Origin of the sequence: Micromonospora sp. NPDC047527 (assembly GCF_040643015.1) — a bacterium.
Classification (GTDB): Bacteria; Actinomycetota; Actinomycetes; order Mycobacteriales; family Micromonosporaceae; genus Micromonospora.
The window spans coordinates 436,516-461,124 of sequence record NZ_JBEYTK010000003.1 but is presented as its reverse complement, the minus strand read 5'-3'; the positions used below and the strand labels follow the sequence as shown (position 1 = coordinate 461,124).

21 protein-coding genes, 1 pseudogene and 1 riboswitch are annotated in these 24,609 nt (G+C 72.6%); of the genes and pseudogenes, 11 read left to right on the top strand and 11 right to left on the bottom strand.

From position 1 onward, the window contains the following. Positions 1–97: 97 nt before the first annotated feature. Positions 98–736 carry a TetR/AcrR family transcriptional regulator gene (locus tag ABZ808_RS15120; protein ID WP_357005939.1) on the bottom strand — a complete coding sequence of 213 codons (639 nt, stop codon included), beginning with the start codon at positions 734–736 and terminating at the stop codon, positions 98–100. A 178-nt stretch (positions 737–914) separates the two neighbouring features. Between ABZ808_RS15120 and ABZ808_RS15115 the strand changes: the two genes are divergently transcribed. The 4 genes from ABZ808_RS15115 to ABZ808_RS15100 all read left to right on the top strand — a co-directional run bounded on the left by ABZ808_RS15115 (position 915) and on the right by ABZ808_RS15100 (position 6,014). Beyond that, positions 915–1,811, top strand: a complete 897-nt coding sequence (locus ABZ808_RS15115; RefSeq protein WP_357005935.1) for an ABC transporter permease — start codon at positions 915–917, stop codon at positions 1,809–1,811. Further along, entirely contained in the window at positions 1,804–2,622 is an 819-nt protein-coding gene (locus ABZ808_RS15110; protein ID WP_357005932.1) for an ABC transporter ATP-binding protein, read from the top strand. Before ABZ808_RS15115 ends, ABZ808_RS15110 begins: the two co-directional genes overlap by 8 nt. 146 nt (positions 2,623–2,768) lie before the next feature. Then, positions 2,769–4,289, top strand: coding sequence for a bifunctional cytidylyltransferase/SDR family oxidoreductase (locus ABZ808_RS15105; protein ID WP_357005929.1), 1,521 nt, complete (start codon positions 2,769–2,771; stop codon positions 4,287–4,289). A 39-nt stretch (positions 4,290–4,328) separates the two neighbouring features. Further along, on the top strand, positions 4,329–6,014 hold the full coding sequence (locus tag ABZ808_RS15100) for a CDP-glycerol glycerophosphotransferase family protein (RefSeq protein ID WP_357005926.1): 1,686 nt from the start codon (positions 4,329–4,331) through the stop codon (positions 6,012–6,014). Between the two features lie 8 nt (positions 6,015–6,022). Here the strand turns inward: ABZ808_RS15100 and ABZ808_RS15095 are convergent, their stop codons facing one another. The 5 genes from ABZ808_RS15095 to ABZ808_RS15075 all read right to left on the bottom strand — a co-directional run bounded on the left by ABZ808_RS15095 (position 6,023) and on the right by ABZ808_RS15075 (position 11,044). Then, the gene (locus tag ABZ808_RS15095) at positions 6,023–6,769 is read right to left on the bottom strand and encodes an alpha/beta hydrolase (protein ID WP_357005923.1); all 747 of its coding nucleotides are present in this window, start codon (positions 6,767–6,769) and stop codon (positions 6,023–6,025) included. 124 nt (positions 6,770–6,893) lie between these two features. Further along, positions 6,894–7,730 carry a C39 family peptidase gene (locus ABZ808_RS15090; RefSeq protein WP_357005920.1) on the bottom strand — a complete coding sequence of 279 codons (837 nt, stop codon included), beginning with the start codon at positions 7,728–7,730 and terminating at the stop codon, positions 6,894–6,896. Positions 7,731–7,973: 243 nt separating this feature from the next. Next, positions 7,974–8,115, bottom strand: a riboswitch (cyclic di-AMP (ydaO/yuaA leader). A gap of 286 nt (positions 8,116–8,401) precedes the next feature. Beyond that, positions 8,402–9,163 carry a hypothetical protein gene (locus ABZ808_RS15085; RefSeq protein WP_357005917.1) on the bottom strand — a complete coding sequence of 254 codons (762 nt, stop codon included), beginning with the start codon at positions 9,161–9,163 and terminating at the stop codon, positions 8,402–8,404. Between the two features lie 153 nt (positions 9,164–9,316). Next, positions 9,317–9,724, bottom strand: a complete 408-nt coding sequence (locus ABZ808_RS15080) for a hypothetical protein (protein WP_357005914.1) — start codon at positions 9,722–9,724, stop codon at positions 9,317–9,319. Positions 9,725–9,817: 93 nt separating this feature from the next. Then, on the bottom strand, positions 9,818–11,044 hold the full coding sequence (locus ABZ808_RS15075) for an acyltransferase (protein WP_357005911.1): 1,227 nt from the start codon (positions 11,042–11,044) through the stop codon (positions 9,818–9,820). Positions 11,045–11,273: 229 nt separating this feature from the next. On the opposite strand from ABZ808_RS15075, the pseudogene ABZ808_RS15070 reads away from it, so the two are divergent. Then, a pseudogene (locus tag ABZ808_RS15070) lies at positions 11,274–12,287 on the top strand (glycosyltransferase); the annotation flags it as partial. Between the two features lie 424 nt (positions 12,288–12,711). Further along, the gene (gene pseI, locus ABZ808_RS15065; RefSeq protein WP_357005909.1) at positions 12,712–13,764 is read left to right on the top strand and encodes a pseudaminic acid synthase; all 1,053 of its coding nucleotides are present in this window, start codon (positions 12,712–12,714) and stop codon (positions 13,762–13,764) included. Positions 13,765–13,831: 67 nt separating this feature from the next. Here the strand turns inward: pseI and ABZ808_RS15060 are convergent, their stop codons facing one another. The 4 genes from ABZ808_RS15060 to ABZ808_RS15045 form a co-directional block, all read right to left on the bottom strand. Further along, positions 13,832–14,236, bottom strand: a complete 405-nt coding sequence (locus ABZ808_RS15060) for a hypothetical protein (RefSeq protein ID WP_357005906.1) — start codon at positions 14,234–14,236, stop codon at positions 13,832–13,834. 286 nt (positions 14,237–14,522) lie between these two features. Further along, positions 14,523–15,278, bottom strand: a complete 756-nt coding sequence (locus ABZ808_RS15055; protein ID WP_357005904.1) for an SDR family NAD(P)-dependent oxidoreductase — start codon at positions 15,276–15,278, stop codon at positions 14,523–14,525. Next, entirely contained in the window at positions 15,271–16,617 is a 1,347-nt protein-coding gene (locus ABZ808_RS15050; RefSeq protein WP_357005901.1) for an AMP-binding protein, read from the bottom strand. Before ABZ808_RS15050 ends, ABZ808_RS15055 begins: the two co-directional genes overlap by 8 nt. Then, positions 16,614–16,865 carry an acyl carrier protein gene (locus ABZ808_RS15045; protein WP_357005898.1) on the bottom strand — a complete coding sequence of 84 codons (252 nt, stop codon included), beginning with the start codon at positions 16,863–16,865 and terminating at the stop codon, positions 16,614–16,616. Before ABZ808_RS15045 ends, ABZ808_RS15050 begins: the two co-directional genes overlap by 4 nt. Positions 16,866–16,938: 73 nt before the next feature. Between ABZ808_RS15045 and ABZ808_RS15040 the strand changes: the two genes are divergently transcribed. Further along, entirely contained in the window at positions 16,939–17,475 is a 537-nt protein-coding gene (locus tag ABZ808_RS15040) for a GNAT family N-acetyltransferase (protein ID WP_357005895.1), read from the top strand. 111 nt (positions 17,476–17,586) lie between these two features. Here ABZ808_RS15040 and ABZ808_RS15035 read toward each other — a convergent pair whose 3' ends face one another. Continuing rightward, a complete protein-coding gene (locus ABZ808_RS15035; RefSeq protein WP_357005892.1) occupies positions 17,587–19,320 on the bottom strand; it encodes a hypothetical protein in 1,734 nt (577 codons plus the stop codon). A gap of 365 nt (positions 19,321–19,685) precedes the next feature. On the opposite strand from ABZ808_RS15035, the gene pseB reads away from it, so the two are divergent. The 4 genes from pseB to ABZ808_RS15015 are packed head-to-tail and all read left to right on the top strand — an operon-like array spanning position 19,686 to position 24,504. After that, on the top strand, positions 19,686–20,669 hold the full coding sequence (gene pseB / locus ABZ808_RS15030; protein WP_357005889.1) for a UDP-N-acetylglucosamine 4,6-dehydratase (inverting): 984 nt from the start codon (positions 19,686–19,688) through the stop codon (positions 20,667–20,669). A 5-nt stretch (positions 20,670–20,674) separates the two neighbouring features. Next, positions 20,675–21,823 (top strand): aminotransferase class I/II-fold pyridoxal phosphate-dependent enzyme, encoded by a 1,149-nt coding sequence (locus ABZ808_RS15025; RefSeq protein WP_357006794.1) that lies wholly within the window; start codon positions 20,675–20,677, stop codon positions 21,821–21,823. A gap of 10 nt (positions 21,824–21,833) precedes the next feature. Continuing rightward, the gene (locus ABZ808_RS15020; protein ID WP_357005886.1) at positions 21,834–22,685 is read left to right on the top strand and encodes a hypothetical protein; all 852 of its coding nucleotides are present in this window, start codon (positions 21,834–21,836) and stop codon (positions 22,683–22,685) included. Between the two features lie 19 nt (positions 22,686–22,704). Then, on the top strand, positions 22,705–24,504 hold the full coding sequence (locus tag ABZ808_RS15015) for a class I SAM-dependent methyltransferase (RefSeq protein ID WP_357006792.1): 1,800 nt from the start codon (positions 22,705–22,707) through the stop codon (positions 24,502–24,504). Positions 24,505–24,609: the final 105 nt, after the last annotated feature.

The following is a 24,609-nucleotide window of genomic DNA, read 5'->3' as shown; positions in this document are numbered from 1 at the left end:
GGGAGGCGTCGGCTTGGTGACGGCCGGGTGTCAAGGGGGCAGCCTAGCCGAGGCGAACGGGGTGGCCGCTCTCCGCGCGGCGGGTGTCGCGGGCCGGTCAGCCAGAGACAGGCGCCACTCTCGGCTGCGGCAGGGAAACGCTCGCACCGAGCCCGGACGCCACGGATTCGACCAGGTTGTCCAGGTAGCTGTCGGTGAGCGGCAGCCGGGCGATGGCGAGCCGCCAGTAGAGCGGGCCGACGATGAGGTCGACGGCGGCGTCCGGGTCGGTGTCGGCGGGCAGCTCGCCGCGCTGCACGGCACGGGTGACCAGGCGACCGCCGATCTCCTGCTGCCGGGCGTGCAGCACCTGACGCAGGGTCTGGTCGATGGCCGGGTTGCGGGCGGCCTCGGCCAGCAGGTCCGGGATGATCTGCGACGCGAGGGGGTGGCGCAGCGCGTGCGCCACCGCCTGGAACAGCAGCGCGAGGTCGCCGCGCAGGGTGCCGGTGTCCAGCACCGGCAGCTTGCCGTGCGCCGCCGCGGCGACGATCTCCACCACCAGGTCGAGCTTGGAGCTCCACCGCCGGTAGATCGCCGTCTTGCTGACGCCGGCCCGACGGGCCACCGCCTCGATGGAGAGCCGGCCGTAGCCGACCGCGGCGAGCTCCTGCATCAGCGCGCGCCGGATGGCCGTGGTGATCTCGCCGCGCAGCACCGCCGCACCGGCCGGGGCGCGCCTCTTCTCGGTCGTCACCAGGATCTCTTCTCGCAGGTCACGCCCATCAGCGTAGCGCAACGACGGTACGGTTGCGTCCCGACGTGTTTCGGACTACTGTCCTCGCAGCGACGAGGCGGCGCCCCGCGCACACTTCCCACTAGGATTCCATCGTCGCGAGCCACCCGTCTGCACGAAAGATCGGAGCGCCATTTCCATGGCCACCACCGCGCTGGTCGACCCCGACACGGGCCTGACCCAGGCGCAGCTGGCCGCTCGACACGGACTGCGGGTCGCCGGTGAGCGCCCCTCTCTGGTCGAGTACAGCCGCCGACTGTGGGCCTACCGGCACTTCGTCGCCGCGTACGCCAATGCCAAGCTGGTCGCCTCGTACAGCAATGCCAAGCTGGGCCAGCTCTGGCAGGTGCTCACCCCGCTGACCAACGCTGCCGTCTACTACCTGATCTTCGGGGTGGTGCTGGGGCAGAACGACCGGATCCCGAACTTCATCGGCTACCTGACCACCGGGCTCTTCATCTTCAACTTCACCCAGAGCGCCGTGCTGGCGGGCACCCAGTCGATCAGCGGCAACCTCGGGCTGATCCGGGCCCTGCACTTCCCCCGGGCCAGCCTGCCGCTGTCCACCACGGTGACCCAGTTCCAGCAACTGCTGGCCTCGATGGTGGTGCTGATCGGGATCGTGCTGGTCACCGGCGAGCCGATCACCTGGAAGTGGCTGATGCTGGTGCCGGCCCTGCTGCTCCAGGCGGTGTTCAACGCCGGCGTGGTGCTGTTCGTCGCCCGGCTGGGCTCCAAGGCGAGCGACCTCAAGCAGGTCATGCCGTTCCTCATGCGTACCTGGATGTACGGCTCCGGCGTGCTCTACAGCGTCAGCCTCTTCGCGCGGCTGCCCGGCTGGGCGGCGACGCTGGTCCAGTACAACCCGCTGCTGGTCTACATCGAGCTGGCCCGCTACGCGCTGCTCGACGAACCGCCGTTGCTCAACGAGTCGCTGACCCAGCTCTGGCTGGTCGCGGCGGGTTGGGCGGTGGCGGCCGGGATCGGTGGCTTCATCTACTTCTGGCGCGGCGAACAGGAGTACGGCCGTGGTTGAGCACATCGGGGCCTCCAGCGAGGCGACCGCGACACTGACCCCGGCGCGGGAGCGCATCCCGACCGTGGTGGTGGACGACGCGCACATCATCTACCGGGTGCACCAGGGCGCTGGCGGTGGCACCACGCCGGTGGCCGCGCTGCGCCGGCTGGTCAAGCGCACCAACGCGCCGAACGTCCGGGAGGTGCACGCGGTCAAGGGTGTCTCGTTCACCGCGTACCGGGGCGAGGCGATCGGGCTGATCGGCAGTAACGGCTCCGGCAAGTCCACCATCCTGCGGGCCATCGCCGGTCTGCTGCCGGTCAACCGGGGCGCGATCCACACGCAGGGGCAGCCGTCTCTGCTGGGCGTGAACGCGGCGCTGCTCAACGACCTGTCGGGTGAGCGCAACGTCGTCCTGGGCTGCCTGGCCATGGGCATGCATCCCGACGAGGTCGCCAAGCAGGCCGAGGGGATCATCGACTTCTCCGGGATCAACGAGCGGGGTGACTTCGCCAGCCTGCCGATGCGGACGTACTCGTCCGGCATGGCGGCCCGGCTGCGGTTCTCCATCGCCGCCGCCAAGAAGCACGACGTGCTGCTCATCGACGAGGCGCTCGCCACCGGCGACAAGGGCTTCCGCAAGCGCAGCGAGCAGCGGGTGCGGGAGCTGCGCGAGGGCGCCGGCACGGTGTTCCTGGTCAGTCACCAGCTCTCCTCGGTACGCGACACCTGCGAGCGGACGATCTGGCTGGAATCGGGCGTCCTTCGGATGGACGGCCCCACCGACGAGGTCATCCGCGAATACGAGGCGTACGCGAACAGCAAGTAAGGTGCCGGCGAACCTCCGGCATCGACACGGTGCCATGGGCCGCGTCGCCCACGTTGGGGCGGCGCGGCCCGCGCGTTAAGGTTCATTCCGTCGCCGCTCGGGCGGAACCTTCCGTTAACGCATTCGGAGAGAGTGAGGATCCGGCAATGACGCAGGACCAGACCACTGGCCCGGACGCCGCAACGGAGACTCCCGTGCCGTGGCGGCCCTCACGGACAGTGGCCGTGGTGCTGGCTGGCGGCACCGGGACCCGGCTGGGCCTCGGCATCCCCAAGCAGCTGCTGAAGATCGCCGGCAAGCCGATCATCGAGCACACCCTGGCGGTCTTCGAGGCCGCACCGGAGATCGACGAAATCATCGTGCTGATGGCCACCGGCCACGTCGAGGACGCCCAGCAGATCGTCGAGAAGGCCGGCCTGCGCAAGGTCACCAAGGTGATCGAGGGCGGCGACACCCGCAACGCGACCACCCGGATCGCCCTGGACGCGGTCGGCCCGGCCGACTGCAACATCCTCTTCCACGACGCGGTACGCCCGCTGCTCAGCGGCCGGATCGTCCGCGAGTGCGTCAACGCGCTCTGGACCTACGACGCCGTGGACGTGGCCATCCCGTCCGCGGACACGATCATCCAGGTGGACGAGAACGACTGCATCACCGACATCCCGGTGCGCTCCCGGCTGCGGCGCGGCCAGACCCCGCAGGCGTTCCGCTCCCCCACCATCCGCGAGGCGTACCGGTTCGCCGAAGGTGACCCCGACTTCGCCGCCACCGACGACTGCGGCGTGGTCCTGCGCTACCTGCCGGGCACCCCGATCAAGGTGATCGACGGCTCGGACGAGAACATCAAGGTCACGCACCCGGTCGACGTACACCTGGCGGACAAGCTCTTCCAGCTCGCCGCGGCGCAGGCGCCCCGGCTGACCGACCACCGCAGCTACACCGAGGAGCTGACCGGGCGCACCATCGTGGTGTTCGGCGGCAGCTACGGCATCGGCCACGAGCTGACCGAGCTGGCCCGGCGCTACGGCGCCCAGGTCTTCCCGTTCAGCCGCTCCACCACCGGCACCCACGTGGAGCGCGCCGAGGACGTCGAGGCCGCCCTGAAGACCGCCTTCGAGGCCACCGGCCGGATCGACCACGTGGTGGTCACCGCCGGGATCCTGGAGCGGGGCGCCCTGGCCGAGATGGACGAGGAGACGATGGACCGGCTCCTGCAGGTCAACTTCGTCGGCCCGGTCACCATCGCCCGTCAGGCCCTGCCCTACCTCCAGCAGACCAAGGGTCAGCTGCTGCTCTACACGTCCAGCTCGTACACCCGGGGTCGGGCTCGCTACGCGCTCTACTCGGCCACCAAGGCCGCCCTGGTCAACCTGACCCAGGCGCTCGCCGACGAGTGGGCCGACGTCGGCGTCCGCGTCAACTGCATCAACCCGGAGCGGACGGCCACCCCGATGCGGACGCGGGCCTTCGGCGAGGAGCCGGAGCACACCCTGCTCGCCGCGGAGGCCGTCGCCCAGTCGTCGCTCGACGTGCTCGTGTCCGACCTGACCGGCCAGGTCATCGACGTACGCCGGGCGCCCGGCGACGGGCCGACGCAGGCCACCGTGCCGGCCCAGCCTGGGTCGGGGCGGGTCGAGGTGTCGGCTGGCACCATCGCCGCGAGCTGACGCGGGCACCGGAAGCGGGACGGCGGCGAACGGAGCGGCATGCGTGGTGACCTGATCCGAAAGCTGGCCGCTCGGTGCCTGAGCGTCGGCTTGGCCGTACTGGCGTTCGTCGTGGTGGCGCTGACCGGTGCCACCGGATGGGGGCTGGCGCTGGCCATCGCCGCGCTGGTCGCGGCCGCCGCCGAACAGCGGATCCGGCCCGGCGCCGACCTCGTCGCCGAGACCGCGCTGATCGCCGCCGCCGTGCTGGTCGGCTACTCCCGGCGCCTGGACGACGGGGTCGACCTGGCGCTGGTCGCCACCGCGCTGGTCCTGCTGGGGCTGGTGCTGCTGGTGGGGCCGCTGCGCGCCGCCGGCAACCTGGAGATCCGGGCGGCCAACCTGCCGGTACGGACCTGGACCCCGCTGATCGCCGGTCAACTCGGTGTGGGCCTGCTCGGGTTGCTCGCCGCCGTGGCCCTGGCCGCCGCGCTCACCCTGCCCGCCACCGTCGCACTGGCCGCCAGCCTGCTCGTGGGCGCTGGCGCCGGTGCCGTCGCGCTGGACCTGGCCCAGCGACGGTTCCGGCCGAGCAGCGGCGGCGGCCCGGTCGCCCGCGCGCTGCGTCGGCACCAGCCGGAGTTCCTGCTCCACTTCTCCGCGCCGTCCGGCTCCGAGTACCAGGTCACCATGTGGCTGCCGTACCTGGAGCGGATCGGCCGCCCGTTCATGGTCATGGTGCGAGAGCCGGAGTTCCTCGCGCCGATCGCCGCGGCCACCAGCGCGCCGGTCGTCTACTGCCCCACCCTGCGGGCCATGGACGACGCGCTGGTGCCGAGCCTGCGGGTGGCCTTCTACGTCAACCATGGCGCGAAGAACAGCCACTGCATCCGGTTCACCCAGCTCACCCACGTGCAGCTGCACCACGGCGACAGCGACAAGGCGCCCAGCGCCAACCCGGTGTCGGGAATCTTCGACCGGATCTTCGTGGCCGGTCCGGCGGCGATCGACCGGTACGCCCGCGCAGGGGTGCAGATCCCGGCGGAGAAGTTCGTCGTGGTGGGCCGACCCCAGGTCGAGTCGATCGAGGTACGCCCCGAGCCGGCGATCGGGCTGGCCCACCCCACGGTGCTGTACACGCCGACCTGGACCGGGCACCACGCCGACGCCGACTACTGCTCGTTGCCGGTGGCCGAGGAGCTGCTGCGGCGGCTGCTGGAGCGCGGCGCGACGGTGATCCTGCGGGCCCACCCCTACACCGCGCAGAACCCGACCTCGGCCCGTCAGCTGGGCCGGCTCACCGAACTGCTGGTCGCCGACCGGGGCCGCACCGGGCGGCAGCACGTGGTCGGCGCGGCAGCCCGGGAGCTGAGCCTGACCGAGTGCGTCAACCGCTCCGACGCCCTGATCTCCGACGTGTCAGGGGTGATCTCGGATTACCTCTACTCCGGCAAGCCGTACGCGGTCACCGACATGGGCGACGAGGGCGACCGGTTCACCGAGAACTTCCCGCTGGCCGGGTCGGGCTACGTGCTGCGGCGGGACATGTCGAACGCGGTCGAGGTGCTGACCTCGCTGCTCGACACCGACCCGCTGGCCGAGGCGCGCTGGGCCACCCGCCGACGCTACCTGGGCGACTTCCCCGCCGACGCGTACGCCGAGGCGTTCCTGACCGCCGCCCGCCGGGAGCTGGCGCCGACGCACCAGGCGACCGAACGGCCGGCGCAGCTCACTCCCCTGACCTGACCCACCGCTCAGCGATACGCGTCCAGCAGCGCCAGCACGGCCGCCGGGTCCTCCACGTGCGCGTTGTGCCCGAGCCCGGGCAGCGTGGCGACCGGCACGCCGTACTCCTTGAGCTGCGCGTCGGTGACCATCGGGTCGTGCTCGCCGCGCGCCAGCACCACCGGCACGTCGGTCGCCGCCAGCAGCGCGGCGAGATCGGGCTCGCCGACGGCGAACGCGCTCGTGTCCATCGCGAGGCGCCACCGACCGTCGACCTGGCGCAGGCCGGCGTCCACCATCGGATCGTCCGGTGGGACCAGGCCGGCCAGGCCGGCGACCCGCAGGTAGCGGCGGGCCGCCTCGGCGCGGCTGGCGAACCAGCTGACCGGGCGGGCGGCGAGGTCGACGGCGCGGGTCAGCTCGTCCGGTGACCAGACGGCCTTGATGCCCAACCCGACCACGGCGTCCACCGGCGTCCCGGCCGCGCGGGCGGCCAGCGCCAGGCCGACCACCCCACCCAGCGAGTGCCCGAGCACCACGATGCGGTCACCGGGCGCCAGAGCCTGGGCGACCCGCTGGGCGAAACCGCTGAAGGAGTACGACGGCAGCGGGGCCGACCAGCCGTGGCCGGCGAGGTCGGGTGCCAGCCACCGCCCGGGCCAGTGCTGCTCCAACAGTGGCGCCCAGGGCAGCCAGACGTCACCTGTCGCCCCCATGCCGTGCAGCAGAAGCAGGACCGGCCTACGGTCGGCGTGACCACCCGATTCATCCACCACGGCCGCAGTCTCCCACGGTTCGCAGCCCGCGACGAGAGCCGTCGCCCCGGCATCGACGAAGACGCCGCGGGCGCCGGCCCCTCGTGGGGGTCGGCGCCCGCGGCGTCTTCGGACTCCACCTGGGTCAGGCGGAGTAGCCCCGGGTGGCGATCCAGTTGGCCAGGTCGATCGTGGTCATCCAGTACTCGGCGTTTGCCGCGTCGGCCGAGTCGGCGATCCGCACGGTACGGCCGTCGTCCTTGTAGCCCACCACCGCGACGTAGTGCCCGCCGCCGTAGGAGTGCCAGCCGCCGTTGGTGTCGACGGCGTCCCCGGCCACGTTGGCCACCACGCCGCGACCGTCGGTGATCGCGGTGACGACATCAGCCTGGAGGCGGTCCATCTGGGCCGGGCTGGGCGAGCCGGCGAACATCCGGGTCTGGTACGGAGAGCCCTTGACCTCGGCGTTGAGCACCCGGGTGGTGTCCAGGGCCGAGTTGGTGCCCATCTCGGTGGTGCCCAGCTCGGCGCCCAGCTGATTCTGGGTGCGGTTGATGCCGGCGGCGCTGAGGGCGTTGCGGGTGGCCGCAGGGCCGCAGTTGTAGTACGTGTTCTGCACCTGGTAGTCGTAGTCGAGCACCTTGGTGGCGGGTGGCTTCGGTGCCGCCTTCTTGGCGGTCACGTCCGGGTCGCTGCTGGCCTTGGCGGCGGGCGACGCGGCGCTGGCGGACGGGGCGGCAGTGCTCGGGGCGGTGCTGGCCGAGGGGGACGGGACGCGGGCCTCGCTGCGGGAGGCGGCGGTGTCGCTGCGCATCTCGGCGACCGTTGTCGCGGTGTGCTGGCTGGCCGGGGCGTCATCGCCGCCGGCAACCAGGGTGCCGGTGGTGGTCGCGATGGCGAGGGCCGCGACGGAGGCGGCGGCGATCTGGTACGGACGTTCGGTGGCGAGACGACGCAGCTGACGCTGCAGGGTGTGCTTCACGGTTCCTCCACGGTTCGGGGGGAGAGCGGCACACCGGGGCAGCCCGATATTCGGGCAGGCGCCAGCGCGCGGACCGTGGTCCGCGGATGGTGAACCGCTCAGGGGAACGCCCGGCGCGGCCGGGCGGGAAAGGCGGTGACCCGGGGGGTCAGCTCACCGTCACGAGACGGACAAGCGCGGGTACCGCTACGCCGTGAAGGCGGAGGAATGGCCGAGGGGTGCAGGGGTGCTGCATGAGGATGGAACTCCTTCCGACACCGCCTACCGGGTTAGCTGACGGATTCGGGCGGGAAGATCGCCCTACCGCGGGCCGTGGCTCGCGGATTCACCCCGGACTTACTGGTGGGTCCCCGGTTCGTTGATCACGATTGAGCGGGTCAGCGCGGCGTCGCCACTTGCGATCGATTACCGCACCGGACGGGACGACACTACTGGCCGGCCTGAACCCTGCCAAGCCTGGTTCAGCTGCGTAAACCTCAGGCGGCGCGACAATTTCTGGGCGTATTGCCACTGACGTGACTCGATAGGACGAGCGGTTACGGCGGCACCTCAGGTCGACAAGCGGACAGGTCGTCGACAATGCCGACACATCCGCGCGAACAATCCGGCCGAACGCGTCAGCCGCCCGGTTTCCGGAAGGTGTGACCGGGCTCACCGAATATTCGGGGCGTTCAGCCCACCCGGGCCGGACGCCAGCGCGCCGCAGCAGCCGGAAGGGCCGCCACCCGCACGGTTCGGCGGGGCATCGCCCGGGTCGGCCGCAGCCGAGCCGCCGCCGCGTACGCCTCGTCGGCCAGGGCACGCGCCGAGGACGCGGCCAACTCGGCGTCGCGCCACGCCAACCGTTCCCGCGCGGCGGCGACCTCGTAGTCGGCCCGCCTCGCGTTGCGGATCGCCCGGTGGAGCAGCGCCTCCTGCTCCACCGGGTGCCGGCGCGGATCCCAACCGTGCCGGTGGCCGAACACGTCGCTGAGCTGCCGCATGGCCAGGTCTCCCCGCCAGTGCGCCGCCATCGCCGCCTGGTGCAGGTAGCGCTCCCGGGCCGCGTACTCGGTGGGCGTGCGGGGCGTACGCGGGGTGGGCAGCGCCCCGGCGCCCGCGAACCGACGGGCGGCGGCGTCCGCCTCGTCGTACCTGATCCAGGCCTGCTCCACCTGCTCCTGAGCGGTCAGCCAGTCGGCGCGCCGACGGCGGGCGGTCTGCGCCGCGCCGGCCGCGGCGACGGCCACCTCCTCGGCGTACCGGCGCAGGTCGGCGGCCTCGGCGGCGGCCAACTCCCGGGCGGTGGGCGCCGGGTCGACCGCCGGGGTGTCCCGCTCGGGACGGGCGACCAGGACGGCGAGCACGGTCAGCGCCAGCAGGAGCAGGGCCGACCAGATGGCGACGGCCTGCGGCACCTCGGTCAGGAACTGGTAGAAGACGACGGTCTCCATGGTCGGCACCTCGGCAAGAGAGCGTTGCGATGGGAAGCCGCACGACCGTCCGGGCCAGGGCGGGCCACGGGTCGGCGGGGTGCGGAGCGGTGTGTCGACAGGTGCGGTGGCGGGACGGGCGTCCCGCAGGGCTCGGGACGGGCGTCCCGAGGGTCAGCGCCCGGGTGGGTCGCGAGGACCCGCGCTGGCCGGGTCGTCGGCGCGGGGCAACCGGTCGGCGGCCGGGCCCACCGGCAGCAGCCCGACCGCGGCGGCGGGCAGGGCACCCTCGCCGCCGGGCGGTGCCGGCTGCGGGTCGGTCGCGCGCACCGAGCCGGCCTCGTCGGCCGTGATCTCGGCGGCGGAGGCCGGGTGCCCGACGCCGACCACCGAGGCGGGCCGGTACGACGACACGGCCGACCCGACGGCGACCGTCGACGCGCCGGCGGCCGGCGTCGACGGCGCACCCGGTGAGGTGCCCGCGCCCAGCGCGAGGGCGGCGACGACGGCGAGGCCGGTCAGCACCCGTGTCGCCCAACGCGCCACCCACCACAGGGGACAGGTGAGGGCGACCGGAAGCACGGTCCCACGCTACCGCCGGCCCCGATCGGGCGCATCGGCACCGGGCGTGTCGACCCACGCCGCGCCGACCGCGTCCGACCAGGATGGACCCCGTCAGCGCGAGTCGGCGTACGTCGATCGCTCGTCGGGCTTGTCGGTGCCTCCGCTGCCACGGGCCTCGCTGCCGGCGGCCTCGCTGCCGGCGGCCTCGGCGTCACCGGTCCGTTGCCGGGGGACGGCCGCCGGTCGGGCCGCGCGGCGCGGCGCGAGCCGGCGCATCAGCGGCGTCTCGACGAAGCGGTGCAGCAACCCGGCAAGAACCAGGCTCACCACCAGGAACCCGAGCACCACCGCCGGGCCGCGCCAGCCACGGAAGCCGGTCCCCCAGTCCCCGCTCCAGCGCAGCACGCTCGTCATCACCAGCACATGCACCAGGTAGAAGGCGAAGGAGACCTCGCCGAGCCAGACCAGCGGGCGGGACCGCCACGGCGAACGCCGGGACCGCACATCCGCGTCCGCGGCGGCGGTGATCACCAGCAGGTACGCGACCGCGAGCAGGGTGGTCCACAGTTCGGCGCGGATCCACTGCGAGGCGGCCACCCAGGTCGCCACGAAGAGGACGGTGGCCGTCGTCAGGCCGGGACCACGCCACAGCCCCCGGCGCATCAACTCGGCCGCCACCGCACCCAGCCAGAACTCCAGCGACCGCACCGGCGGGAAGATCTGGGTGAACCACCACCGACTGACCTCCGGCACCAACTGCTGCGCCGGCCAGAGCGCGAGGATCACCAGCGGCAGCGCGACGATCAGCACCCAGAGCGTCGACGGACGGGCCCGGCGCAGCAGTGGCAGCGCCAGCGGCAGGCAGAGGTAGAAGAAGAACTCGCAGGAGAGCGACCAGCTCACCGTGTTGATGCTGTAGAACCAGCCCGGCCGGGGGTCCCAGGCCTGCAACAGCAGCAGGTTCTCCAGGGCCGCCGCCGGCAGCACCGGATCGGCGAACCACCAGGCGACCAGCAGCGCCGCCGCCCACAGCACCAGGTGGTTCGGATAGATCTTGGCGACCCGCCGCCGCCAGAAGGTTCGCCGCGAGTCGCCCGGGCGGGCCGACCAGACCAGCACGAAGCCACTGAGGATGAAGAAGAACTGCACCCCCGACAGGCCGAGGGCGAACACCCCGTCGACCACTGCCTTGTAGTCCGGCTCGGCGATGATCCGCATGGTGCCTGCATGGAAGCCGAACACCAGCAGCGCGGCGATCCACCGCAGCCCGGTCAGCGAGGGAAGCCGCGCCACGGCGGGTGCGGGCGCAACAGCCGAGGCGTCAGCGGTGCTCGTCATGCCGGGGTCCCGACGCTCCGCAGGGTCACCAGCACGTATGTCTCCTCCCCGGGGCGCGTCAAACGACGCGACGGCCCGGAAGGGCCGCACCGGGGCACCTTACCGGGTCACTCCCGGGTGAACCGGGCGGCCGTTGTTAACCTTCCGCTTCGCCGGAGTTCAGGAATTTCACCTTCCACAGCCACGTCAGGTTCCGGGACTGGCCACTCTCGTCGTCAAAGGTGGCGACGTGGTCAATGAGCCGACGCACGCACCGCTGCTGAGCATCGTCGTGCCGGTCTACGGTGTCGAGGCGTACCTGTACCAGTGCCTCGAATCGATCCGGGCCGACATCCCGGCGGGCGAGTCGGACGCGGTCGAGCTGATCGCCGTCGACGACGCCTCGCCGGACGGCTGCGGCGCGATGCTGCGCTCGTACGCCGCCGGGCGCGACGGCGTCCGGATCGTGCACCTGACCAGCAACGTGGGCCTGGGCCTGGCCCGCAACGCCGGCCTCGACGAGGCCACCGGCCGGTACGTCTGGTTCGTCGACAGCGACGACTGGCTTCCCCCCGGCACGGTCGGGGCGGTGCTGGACCGGCTGCGCGAGCACCAGCCCGACGTCCTGATGCTCGACCACCTGCGGGTGCACGAGGACGGTCGACGGGAGGTCGACGCGAGCAGCCACCTGCTGCGCGGGGTGTCGGGCGTCGCCCGGCTCGCCGACCAGCCGCACCTGCTGCGGGTGCAGCACACCGCGTGGAACAAGGTGGTCCGCCGGGCGTTCCTCGACGAGTTGGAGCTGCGCTTCTTTCCCGGCTGGTACGAGGACATCCCGTTCAGCCACCCGCTGCTGATCGGCGCGGAGAAGATCTCGGTGCTGGACCGCATCTGCTACCTGTACCGGCAGGGTCGGCAGGGCGCGATCACCTCCACCCGCAGCGGCCGGCACTTCGACGCGTTCGCCCAGTACGAGCGACTGATGGACTGGGTCAGCCGGCGGCACCCGGACGAGGGCCTGAGGGCCGAGTTGTTCCAGCTGATGATCAGCCACTACCTCGTTGTGGTCGGCAACGACGACCGGCTGCACCCACACCTGCGGCGGGCCTTCTTCCACCGGGTCGCCGAGCACTACCGCCGCTACCTGCCCACCGGCGGCTACCCGATGCCCTCCGGGGTGACCGGGCTCAAGCACCGGCTGGTCGGGCGCGGCGACTGGTTGGCGTACTCGGCGCTGCGCCAGGCGCACCGGGTCGCGGGCCGGCTGCGCCGGTCGGGCGCAACCGGCGGCACCGACCACAGCGGCGGAGGCTCGGCCTCGGCCTCCGCCGACGAGGACCCGGGTCGACCGGCCGACAGCGCAGGCGAGTCTGATCCCGGGCACAGGTCCGACGCCGCGCACAGGTCCATTGCCGAGCACAGGTCCGACGCCGCGCACAGGTCCATTGCCGAGCACAGGTCTGACGCCGCGCACAGGTCCGTCGCTGAGCACGCTGCCGGCGTTGAATCGGCGGGCCACGCTGATGCGTTGGCCGGGTGCCGCCTGCCGTGATCGTCCGCACAGCACCCCACGCCATGCCGGGAGCCGTGTCGGCTCCCGGTGCCCTGGTTTTCCAGGTCGTCCGCCCGCCGGGCGGACGACAACAGCACCACCGCACCCTGGTGCGGGTACCTGAGCAGAGGTCGGGATGACGGCGACAATCAAGATCGGACCGCACGCGGTCGGTGCCGGGGAGCGACCCTTCGTGGTCGCCGAGATGTCCGGTAACCACAACGGCGACCTGGGCCGGGCGCTGGCCATCGTCGACGCGGTGGCCGAGAGCGGGGCGCACGCCCTCAAGCTCCAGACGTACCGCCCGGACACGATCACGATCGACGTCGACACGCCGGCATTCCGCATCTCCAGCGGTCACGAGCTGTGGGGCGGCGAGAACCTGTACCGCCTCTACGAGCGGGCGCACACCCCGTACGAGTGGCATGCCCCGATCTTCGAGCGCGCCCGCGAACGTGGTCTGACGGTCTTCTCGTCACCGTTCGACGCGACCGCGGTGGAGCTGCTGGAGTCGCTGGACGCGCCGGCCTACAAGATCGCCTCGTCGGAGTTGGTCGACCTGCCGCTGATCCAGCTGGTGGCCAGTACCGGCAAGCCGATGGTGATCTCCACCGGGATGGCGACGGTGGCCGAGATCGACGCCGCCGTACGGACCGCCCGGGACGGCGGCGCGGCGGGCATCGTGCTGCTGGCCTGCACCGCGTCCTACCCGGCGCCGCCCGCCGACAGCAACCTGCGCCGGCTGCCGGTGCTGGCGGGCGCCTTCGACGTGCCGGTCGGGCTCTCCGACCACACGCCCGGCATCGGCGTGGCGGTCGCCTCGGTCGCCCTCGGCGCCTGCTTCATCGAGAAGCACGTGACCCTGGACCGGGCCGACGGCGGCGTGGACTCGGACTTCTCGCTGAACCCGGCCGAGCTGACGGCCCTGGTCGCCGAGTCCGGCCGGGCGTACGCGGCGCTGGGCGGCACCGCGATCGGCCCGACCCCCGCCGAGCGGGAAGGCCTGCGGTTCCGCCGTTCGCTGTATGTCGTCGAAGACGTCCGGGCCGGCGAGACGGTGACGGCGGAGAACGTCCGATCGATCCGGCCGGCGGGCGGGCTCGCCCCGGTCGAGATCGAGCAGGTGCTGGGCCGCACCTTCACCACCAACGTCCCCCGCGGCACCCCCCTGAGCTGGAACCTAATCTAACCGCTGCCCTATTCGGCGATCTTGCACTTACTGCCCGGGCGAAAGGCGTGTAAGCCGCGATTCGGAGTCAGTAAGTGCAAGATCGCGGGGAGGGTGTGTCGGGGGCGAAGCCGACCGTGACCACTAGGTCGGCCAGCCGCAGGGTTCGCCAGATCGCCGCCCCGTCGGACGGTGTGCCCAGGCCGTAGCGGCGCCACCAGGCAACCACCGGCACGTCGGCAAGCTTGCAGCAGCACTCGGCCCGAGTCCACCGGGCCCAGAAGTCCCCGGCACCGAACCGGCGGGCAAGTGCCGGGGGCACCGGGGCCTCAGCGCGCTCCGCATCGATCGCCACCCGCCACCCGGGCGCTGGCGGGCCGTACCAGCCAACGCAACGGCCGTCGTCGAGATAGCTGCGGGTCACCGCGTCGGCCAGCGCGGCCGCGGGGCCGATACGCAGGTGCCGTTCGGCGGCGGCCAGCAGTCCCGGCACGGGACGCGGCCCACCGGCACCGCTCGGGCGCAGCCCACCGGCACCGCTGAGGAGCTGCCCACCAGCACCGCTCGAGGACAGCCCACCAGCACCGCTCCCGGACAGCCGACCGGCACTGCTCGGGGACAGCCCACCAGCACCACTCCGGGACAGCCCACCAGCACCGCTCCGGGACAGCCCACCAGCACCGCTGAGGGCCGGCCCACCAGCACCGCTCGGGCGCGACAGTGCGGCCGGGACGGCGAGAGACATCGGCCCGGCCGCTTCCGGCGGATCCCGGCGCGGGTCAGATGGAGGCGGCACCGTCCACCACGATGACCTGGCCGTTGATGTTGGTGTGCTCGCGGAGCAGCATCCGCACGACGGGCACGACCTCCGCCGGCTCGGTCAGGTGACCGGTCGGCGTGCGGCGCACGATCTGGTCGAGCTGGGTCGGGCCGAGCACGGCGGACATCTCCGAGGCGAAGAAGCCGGGGGCGACCGCGTTGACCAGCATCCGGCCGCCGAGTTCCCGGGCGAGCGACCGGGTGGCGGCGTCCATGCCGCCCTTGGTGGCGGAGTACGCGACCAGGCCCGGGAAGCCGCGCTGCGCGCAGATCGAGGTGATGTTGACGATCCGCCCTCGCAGGCCCTTGCCGAGCATCCGCCGGACCACGAGCCGGGTCAGTTGCAGCGGCGCGGTCAGGTTGGTCTCGATGATCCGGGCGATGTCGTCGGTGGCGGTGTGCACGTGCAGGGAGTCCTGCCCGATGGCCGCGTTGTTGACGATGCCGTCGATCGGGCCGAGTCGCTGCTCCACCTCGCGGACGAAGCCCTGGGCGGTACGCAGGTCGGTGACGTCGACCGAGCCGACGTGCACCCGGTCGGGGTGCTCGGCGGCGAGCTTCTCCAGCTCCGGCGTGACGGTACGGGCGAACGCGGCCACCCGTACGCCCGCGTCGAGCAGGTCGGTGACGATGGCCAGGCCCAGCCCTCGTGAGCCGCCGGAGACGAGGACCACGGAGCTGGGCGGTACGAGTGGGGTGTCGGCGAGGTCAGACATCGCTCTTCAGGGTCTCCTTGACGGGAATCTCGGTCAGCACACGGATCCGGCGGGGCACCGCGTGCTCGGGCAGCCGGTCGGCGCACCAGCGGACCAGCGCGGCCTCGTCCGGCACGCCAGCGGCGGAGCGGTCGGCCAAAGAAGCGGGACCACCGGCCGAGGCAGAGGAACCACCGGCAGGGCCATCGGCCGAGGCAGAGGAACCGCCGGTGTGGGCGAGGACCACGTCGGCGACCACCATCGCGCCGAGCACCGGAGCCCGGCGGCCGGTCACCCGGGCCCAGGCCACTGCGGGGTGCCCGGTCAGCACGCCACGGACCACACCGGCGGAGACCTTGCTGCCGCCGACGTTGATCTCGTCGGAGTCCAGGCGGCCGGTGATCAGCACCCGGCCGTCGATCACCTGCACCCGGTCGCCGGTGCGGATCGGGCCGGCCAGTCCGGCCCCGTGGTGCGGGGAGGTGACGACCAGTTCGTCGTCGTGGACGGTGAGGGTGGGTCGGCCCGGGGTTTCCCGCCCCAGCCACTCGACCGGGAACCCGGCCCGCCCGTCGTGCACCACGATGGACGCCCCCACCTCGGAGGACGCGTAGATCCAGGAGATCCGCGCGGTGGGGAAGACCTCCCGCAGTCGGTCCAGGATCGCTTGGTCCACCGGCTCGCCGCCGAGGGTGATCTGCCGCAGCGGCACCCGGGCGAGCGCGTCGGCGTCCCGGTAGAGCGTGCGCCGCCAGAAGGTCGGGGTGCCGGACGCGGCGTCGACCCCGTGGGCGGCGGCGACGGCCGGCCAGTCGTCCAGCTCGTCCGGTTCGACCACGACCAGGTGCTGACCGGGCTGGGTCAGCGACAGGGTCACCACCTGCCACCAGGCGTACGTGCCGGGGGCGTACGGGCACAGCCAGGTCCGGGACGGCTGGTCGCCCCGCACGGTGGTGAGCGTGTCGAGGGTGTGCCCGACCCGCTTCGGGCGACCGGTCGAGCCGGAGGTCAGCAGCCAGAGCCGGCCGGGCTCGGCGGCCCGCGGTCGGGGCGGCGCGCTGGGGTGCACGCCGTCGTCGTCGACGAGGGTGACGGTGAAGCCGGCGTCCAGCAGCTCCGAGCGCATCGCCGCGCCGACCCGGCTCGCGGTGCTGAGCAGCAGCTCGGTGCCGTGCGTGGCGTGCTGCCGGGCGGCGGCGAGCGCGTGCCCGGCGCTGTGCGCCAGCACCGCGGCGGGGTCGGGCAGGACCGGCGTCGGCAGCGTCCGCCAGGTCAGCGGGGCGCCACCGACGACGAGCCGGTTGTCGACGCCGGCCGGTTCCGGGCGCGCGGAGGCCGGGTGGGCGGGCGCGACCCTCACTGCTGCTGGAGCTCGACGAGGAAGTCGAGGACGTCGGAGACGGTGGCGATGCGCCGTAGGCCGGGGGCGTCGAAGTTGAGCTCCTCCCCCGTCTCGTCCTCCACCCGCAGGGCCAGCTCGGAGAAGTCCAGCGAGCGGAAACCGATCTCCCGCAGTTGCGCCGCGTCGTCGGCGGGCAACTCCTTGTCCTGGTTCTTCAACACCTGAGCCATGAGGTCGCGGATCTGCGCGCGACTCAATTCGTTCATGCGCCGGAGTCTACAACCCAGCGAATGGATATTCGATTTGCCGGTGCGCCCGGTAAGGTGCCTCCGACCGGATGTGAACAGATGGGAAAGCGAGAGGCACGTGCTGCGCGAAGCGACGGCGGACGACGTTCATCTGATGTTGTCCTGGCGTAATCAGGAAACCAATCGTCAGGTCAGCAAGACCAGCCACGAAATCACCTCCGACGAGCACGCCCGGTGGTGGTCGGCGGTGCGCGACGACCCGTCGCGGCGGGTTCTGGTGTACGTCCGCGACGATCTGCCCTGCGGCGTGGTCACCTTCTTCGACCTGCGGTGGGACGGCCCCCGCACCGGCGCCTGGGGCTTCTACCTGGACGCCGACGGGCTGGCCGAGCGGGGCGAGACGCTGCCCGCCTGGCTGGCGGTCATGCGGGAGGCCGTGGAGTACGCCTTCGACGGGTTGCACCTGGATCGACTCGACGGGGAGGTGCTCGCGCACAACACCGTCGTACGGCAGATGAACCGGCGTTTCCGATTCGTCGAAGGCACGCCGCGACAGGAGTCGTCCGACGGTCGGGAAATCACCGTCATCCCGATTTCGCTGGCCCGGGCCGACCGCCGTCAACGCTGATTGTCGCCGGCTATTTCCCACGATTGTCGAGCACCATTAACCGCCGATGCCCCGGGTGGACATCTCCCGTTCATGAAAAGGAATGTCCACCCGGATCCACACAACGGCTCCTCAGGCTCGCCGCCAGGCCGCCCAGTGCTGCTGCGCGTTGCCGCCGAGCCGGACGAAGCCGTACTTCGCGCCGTCCCAGTCGTCCGGTTGGCCGGGCGCCCAGCGCGTGAACACCACCTGCGCCGCGGCCGGCGGCTGCTCGCGGAACCACCGCACGTCGGTCCAGGTCACCTGGTGGCTGAGGTTGAACCGCAGGATGTAGTGCACTCCCGTGGAGGCCCAGACCCGCTCGCCGGGGCGTACCCCGACGTCGGCGACCCGTGGGGTCGGCGCGGTGCTGGCCGCCATCGGTCGCACCAACCTCTGGTCGATCACCTGCATGGTGACGAGGTTGACCACGACGAGGGCGCCCAGCATCGGCAGCCGTAGCCGGGGCACGCGGACCGCCGCGACGAGCAGCAGGCAGCCGGCGATGCCGACCAACGATCCGACGACGGGTCGCATCTCCCGCCAGCCGTCGGTCAGCGCCATCAGGTCCGGCGCGCCGAAGCCGCCGTAGCGCAGGGTGTGTCCTCGGCTGGCCACGTAGGCGAGCCGGGCGGCGATCAGCGCGCCGCCGGCGACGAGCAGCGCCACCGCGACGGCGGCCCGGCGCAGCACCACCCGGCGCCCGGCGGTGGGCAGCACCCCGAGGCCGACCAGCAGCCAGAACGGGGCCAGCATCTGGACGTAGCGGCCGTAGATCGCGTCCAGCGGCTTGCCGGTGATGCCGGCCAGGATCACCGACGCGCCACTGGCCACCCCGACGCTCACCACCAGCGCCACGCCCATCGTCCAGCGGGTGGCGTCGCCCCGACGCGGGCGCCACAACTCCCGGACGGCGGCGGCCCAGGCCACCCCGGCCATCCCGAACGTGATCACCACGAGGTACCAGAGCTGGGTGGCGACGGCCGCGCCGACGCGGACCACACCCTGGCCGGAGGCGACCGCCGCGACCGTGCCGCCGCCCGGCGTGCTGCCCAGCAGATAGACCTTGTCGCCGAGGAAACGGATGCCGGCCTCGTTGACCAGCGCCATGGCCAGCACCGGCAGCAGCGCCGCGAGCACCGCCGCTGGCGTGATGCGGCGGCGGACGAGCAGCAGCAGGACCAGGCCGGCGTGCACCGCCACGATCACCAGGCCGCGCGAGTGCAGCAGGTGGAACGCGCCGACCAGCAGGCCGACGGTGGCCGCGGCGAACGGGCCGGGGCGGTCGATCCAGCGGTGTACGGCGAGCAGCCAGGCGACCACCAGCGGCGCCATCACCGTGTCGATCATCGCGACGCCGGCGTAGAAGGCGGTGGCCGGCAGGGTCGCCGCCACCACCGCCGCGAGCAGGGCGTACGGGCGGGGCAGGCGGAGCACGCGCCGACCGAGCAGGTACGCCAGCGGCAACAGCGCCGAGTTGACCATCGCGTTGATCAGCTGGACCAGCCGGTAGCTGTCGGTGAAGTCCCGGTCGCCGAGGAAGGCGGGCGAGATCAGCATCGGGTAGCCGACCCGCCGCAGCAGGTCGTTTTCGCTGCTGAACCCACCCGGCCCGCCAGCGAGGGCGCGGGCGGTGTTCAGGTAGCTGTCCTCGTCGGTGTGCGCGATGGGCAGCACGATGTGCCGGGACAGCCACATCCGCCAGGCGACGCTGAGCACCCAGCCGACGACCAGCAGGAGCGGCACCAGCCACCGTCGCGCGGACGCCGCGGGCGGTGTCTCGGCCGGGACCGCCGGCCGTTCCATCACGTCGCTGCCGGATGCCATCAACGCCTCCTGAAGTGCCGGCCGGACCGGCCCCCGCGCCCGCCGGTGGGCACGCCGGCCCGGCCGGTGACGCTCGGGGATGACCCGCTCGCACCGAGGTGGTGCGGATGTCGGGTGAACGCGGGAACCGGCGGCGCACAGGGCGGCCGGGTCGCTCGCGCGGCCACTGTAGCGGCCGGATTCGGGCTGGTCAGCCCGCCTTCCGGGTGGTCGGAAGTGTTCGCCCGCCCGCTGCCCGCCATTCACCTCGGTCGGTCTGGCGGTTAACCCGCGAGCGCCGACCCGTTAACCCGCCGGGGTTAGCGTCTCACCCCGGTCGGCCGGCCGAGGGCCGCCCGTTCATCCACGATCACGGGAGCACCAAATTGAGTGAGTTGAATGGATCGTCCATTCTGATCACCGGGGGAACGGGTTCCTTCGGCAGGACCTTCCTCAAGCACATTCTCACCGAGGCTGACCCCGCCCGGGTGGTGGTCTTCTCCCGCGACGAGCTCAAGCAGTACGAGCTGCGCCAGCAGCTCGGCGACGACCCGAGGCTGCGCTGGTTCATCGGCGACATCCGGGACCGGCACCGCCTCACCCGCGCCATGCACGGTGTGGACCACGTCGTGCACGCCGCCGCGCTCAAGCAGGTGGACACCGCGGAGTACAACCCCTCCGAGTTCATCGCCACCAACATCACCGGCTCCCAGCACGTGGTCGACGCCGCGATCGAGGCCGGCGTCCGGAAGGTCATCGCGCTCTCCACCGACAAGGCGTCCAGCCCGATCAACCTGTACGGCGCCACCAAACTGGTCGGCGACAAGCTGTTCGTCTCGGCCAACCACTACGCCGCGCACCACCCGACCCGGTTCGCGGTGGTCCGCTACGGCAACGTGGTGGGCAGCCGCGGCTCGGTGGTCCCGCTGTTCCACCGGCTGGCCGCCGAGGGCAAGAGCCTGCCGATCACCGACAAGCGGATGACCCGGTTCTGGATCACCCTGGAGCAGGCCGTCCAGTTCGTCATGGACTCGTTCGACCAGATGCAGGGCGGCGAGCTGTTCGTACCGCGGATCCCCAGCATGCGGATCCTCGACCTGGTCGAGGCCGTCGCGCCGGAGGCCACCACGCACGAGATCGGCATTCGCCCCGGCGAGAAGCTGCACGAGGAGATGATCGCCCCGGACGACAGCCGGCGGACGCTGCGCGCCAAGGACCGCTACATCGTCCAGCCGACCATCGCCGGCTGGGGTTACCAGCCGCCGGTCGACTGCGAGCCGGTGCCGGACGGCTTCGCCTACCAGTCGGACACCAACGACGAGTGGCTCAGCGTCGACCAGCTACGCACCATGCTCGGCCTCACCGCGTGATGCCGATGCTCCCGTACGGCCGGCAGTCGGTCACCGACGCGGACGTCGAGGCCGTCTCGGCGGTGCTGCGCAGTGACTGGCTCACCACCGGCCCGCAGGTAGACGCCTTCGAGGCGGACCTGGCCGAGGTGACCGGCGGGGTCGGTGTCGCCGCCGTCTCCAACGGCACCGCCGCGCTGCACGTGGCGTACGCGGCGGCCGGTGTCGGCCCCGGCGACGAGGTGATCGTTCCGCCGATGACGTTCGTGGCGACCGCCAGCAGCGCGGTCGCCCTCGGCGCGAAGATCGTTTTCGCGGACGTGGAGGAGGAGACCTTCTGCCTCGACCCGGCGGCGGCGGCCGCCGCGGTCACCTCGCGGACGAAGGTGATCTCGGCGGTCGACTACGCCGGCCACCCGGCCGACTACGACGCGCTGCGCACGTCGGTCGAGGGCAGCGACGCGCTGCTGCTCGCCGACGCGGCGCACTCGATCGGCGGCACGTACCACGGCCGACCCGTCGGGTCGCTCGCCGACCTGACGACGTTCTCGTTCTTCCCGACGAAGAACCTCACCACCGCCGAGGGCGGCGGGGTCGCCGCGCTCGACCCGCAGATCCTGAAGCGGGCCCGCCGGTTCCGCGGCGTCGGCATGGTGCGCGAGCGCGACGACCTGCGCCGGCCCGACGAGGGCGGCTGGTTCTACGAGGTCCCCGAGTTCGGGCTGAACTACCGCCTGCCCGACGTGCTCTGCGCGCTGGGCCGCAGCCAACTGCGCCGGCTCGATGAGTTCGTCGCCCGCCGGGCCGAACTGGTCGCCCGCTACAACGAGACGCTGGCAGACCTGGACGGGGTGCGGCTGCCGGTCCAGCAACCGTGGGCCGAGCCGGCGTGGCACCTCTACCCGATCCGCGTCCTGGATGGACGCCGCCGCGAGATCTACGACGCGATGCGCGCGGCAGGCATCGGCGTCCAGGTCAACTACATCCCCGTGCACTGGCACCCGGCCTTCGCCGACCTGGGTTACCGTCGGGGCTCCTGCCCGGTGGCCGAGTCGTTCTACTCCCAACAGCTGTCGCTGCCGCTCTACCCGGGACTCAGCGACGCCGACCAGGACCGGGTCATCGACGCGCTGACCGCGTCTCTGCGGGTCGGCTCGGTGCGTTCCGCCGCCTGATGGGAATGTGATGCACCACGCCAACCACTTCTACGGCCACGCGCACGTCCTGGCCCGCTACGCCGGGCTCGGCGACCGCCACCCACCCCGGATCAACGGGTACGTGCAGCACGGCTGGAACATCGGCGACGGCCTGGCCCCCGGCCACCCGTACGCCGACCGTACCCCGAGCCTGCTCTGGTCCGAGCAGACCCGCCGCCGCGCCTGGTCGGTGGGGCGGCGCAACGTGGTGGTGATCGGCGCCCCGTTCGTCTACCTGCTGGGCATGCGGCCCGAGGACCCGCCGACCGAGGAGCGCGAGGGCACCATCTGGTACCCGTTCCACGGTTGGGAGGGCCAACACGTCAAGGGTGACCACCGGGCGCTGATCGCCCTGATCCGGGACACCGAGCCCGGCCCGGTCACCGTCTGCCTCTACTGGCACGAGTACGGGATGCGCCACGTCCGCCGGCTCTACGAGCGCGCCGGGTTCCGGGTGATCTGCCACGGCTACCGGGGGCACTGGTGGAAGGACACCGACCCGGAGTTCCTCGACAAGCAGCTGACCGAGCTGCGCCGGCACCGCCGGGTAGCATCCAACCGCCTGACCAGCGCGATCTTCTACGGCATCGCGGCCGGCTGCGAACCAGCGGTCTACGGCGACCCGATGATCCTGTCCAACGAGGACCCGACCTTCGGCGGAACAGCCCGCATCCGGCGGCAGTGGCCGGAGTTGCACGGCACGGCGGTCGACCTGCCCAACGCGGTCGAGATCGCCCGCGCCGAACTGGGCACCGATCACCGCTGCACCCCCGCGGAGCTGCGTGAGCTGCTCGGCTGGGCGAACCTCCCGCAAGAGGAAGAGGACGACCGTGAAGACTGAGACGGCACCCGCCGGCCGGATGACCCTGCCGGGCGGCGAGATGCTGGCCTGGTCCGACCTTCCGAGGGAACGGTTGGCCGACGGAGGGCCCCTCGCCACGCTGGCCGCCCGGATCGTGCCGCCCGGCGGCCGGGTCCTGCTCGCCGGCCCGCACGACCCGGCGCTGCTCGACCGGCTCGCCCACGCCGAGGTGACCTGCCTGCTGCGTAGCCACCCGGACGCGGTGGCGCTGGCCGAGCGGGCCGCCCGCGTGGTGGTGGGTGGCCCGACCGGGCTACCCGACGACGAGACGTACGACGTGGTCATCGCCGGTGCCGGGCTGGACCCGGTGGAGTCGGTGGAGGGCACCCGACTCGGCTGGGACGGCGTGCTGGCGCGGCTGGCCGCGGCGGTGCGGCCGGGTGGCACGCTGCTGCTGCGCCTGGACAACCCGATCGGGCTGCACCGGCTGGTCGCAGCCACCCCCTGGTACGCCGGCCGCGACGACTCCGCCTGGGTCATCGGCGGGGTGCTGGACCAGACCCGTCCGGCCAACCGGGACCAGCTGCGCGAGCGGCTCATCGGCGCCGGGCTGCGCCCGAGCGCCTGCTGGGCCGCGTACCCCGATGGTGGAACCGCGACGGCGCTGCTCGACGCCGACCAGCTCGACCGGGGCGCGGGCTCGGGGCTGTTCGACGCGGTGCTGCACGGCGCCTGCGCCGGGACCTTCGGCACCGCGACGGTTCTCCAGGACCCGGCGCGGCTGGCGGTGGACGCGCTGCACGCGGGGCGGGCCGCCGACCTCGCGCCGGGCTGGCTGATGCTCGCCAGCCGACCGGGCGGCCCGGACGCCCCGGTCACGCCCGCCGACGGTGACCTGCCGGTGGCGCTGGTGCAGACCGGGCGGCCCGGTCGACAGGGGATCGGTGTGCTGGAGGTGCTGGACGGCCCGTCGGGCTGGCGGTGGGGCCTCGTCGCCGGGGGTGATGCGGCCGCGCCGGCCGCGCCGCTCGCCGCTCGCGAGGCGGCGTACCGGGACCCCGAGGCGTTGTCCGGGCCGGTGCCGTCCGGACGGCTGCTGCGCACCCTGCTGCTCGACGCCGCGCTGCGCCGCGACCTGACGACGCTGCGCACGCTGCTGCACGGGTACGCGGGCTGGCTCGCCGACCAGGCCGACAGCGACGGCCGACTGGCCGGCGCGGTGGCGCTGGCCAGCACCGACAACGTGGTGGTCAGCGGCGAGCGCTACGCGGTGCTCGACCCGAGCTGGCGAGCCACCGGCACGCTGCCCGGCGACGTGGTGCTGGCCCGCGGCCTGTGGCGCTTCGCGGCGGGCCTGCTCACCGGTGGGTACGCCCACCCGTGGCCGTCCACCCTCGACGTGGCGGGTCTGACGGTGGTCCTCGGCGGGCTCGCCGGGCACGAACTCGACCGGGCGACCGTGGCCGAGGCGGTGCGGGCCGAGGCGGCGATCACGGCCGCGCTGCACGGCCTGGACGCCGACGGTCAGGCAAACCTCGCCAGCGAACTACGGGCTGTCGAGCCGACCGACCCACCGGTCGGCTCGCACAGCTACCAACAGCTGCGCGAGGCGTGGCTGCGCCAGCGCGAGGAGATCAGCCGGCTCGTGGCGCTGACCAGATGGACCGACGAGCTGCTCACCTCCCGGGAACGCGCGCTGCGCCGGGCCGAGGCGAAGATCGGCCTGCTCAGCGGGTCCATCAGCTACCGTGTCGGCCGGCTGGCCATCACCCCCGCCCGGCTCGCCAAGCGGGGTGCCCGGGCTGCCAAACGCCGGGCGCGGGCCGCGCTCGCGCCGAGGCAGGAGGAGCAGCGGTGACCGGCGACAGCCACGCCCTCGTCGGTGCCGAGACGACGGGTGGGACGGCCCCGACGGCCGACACGGGGGTGGCCGTCGGGGCACAGACCGCCGGGCCGCAGGGCG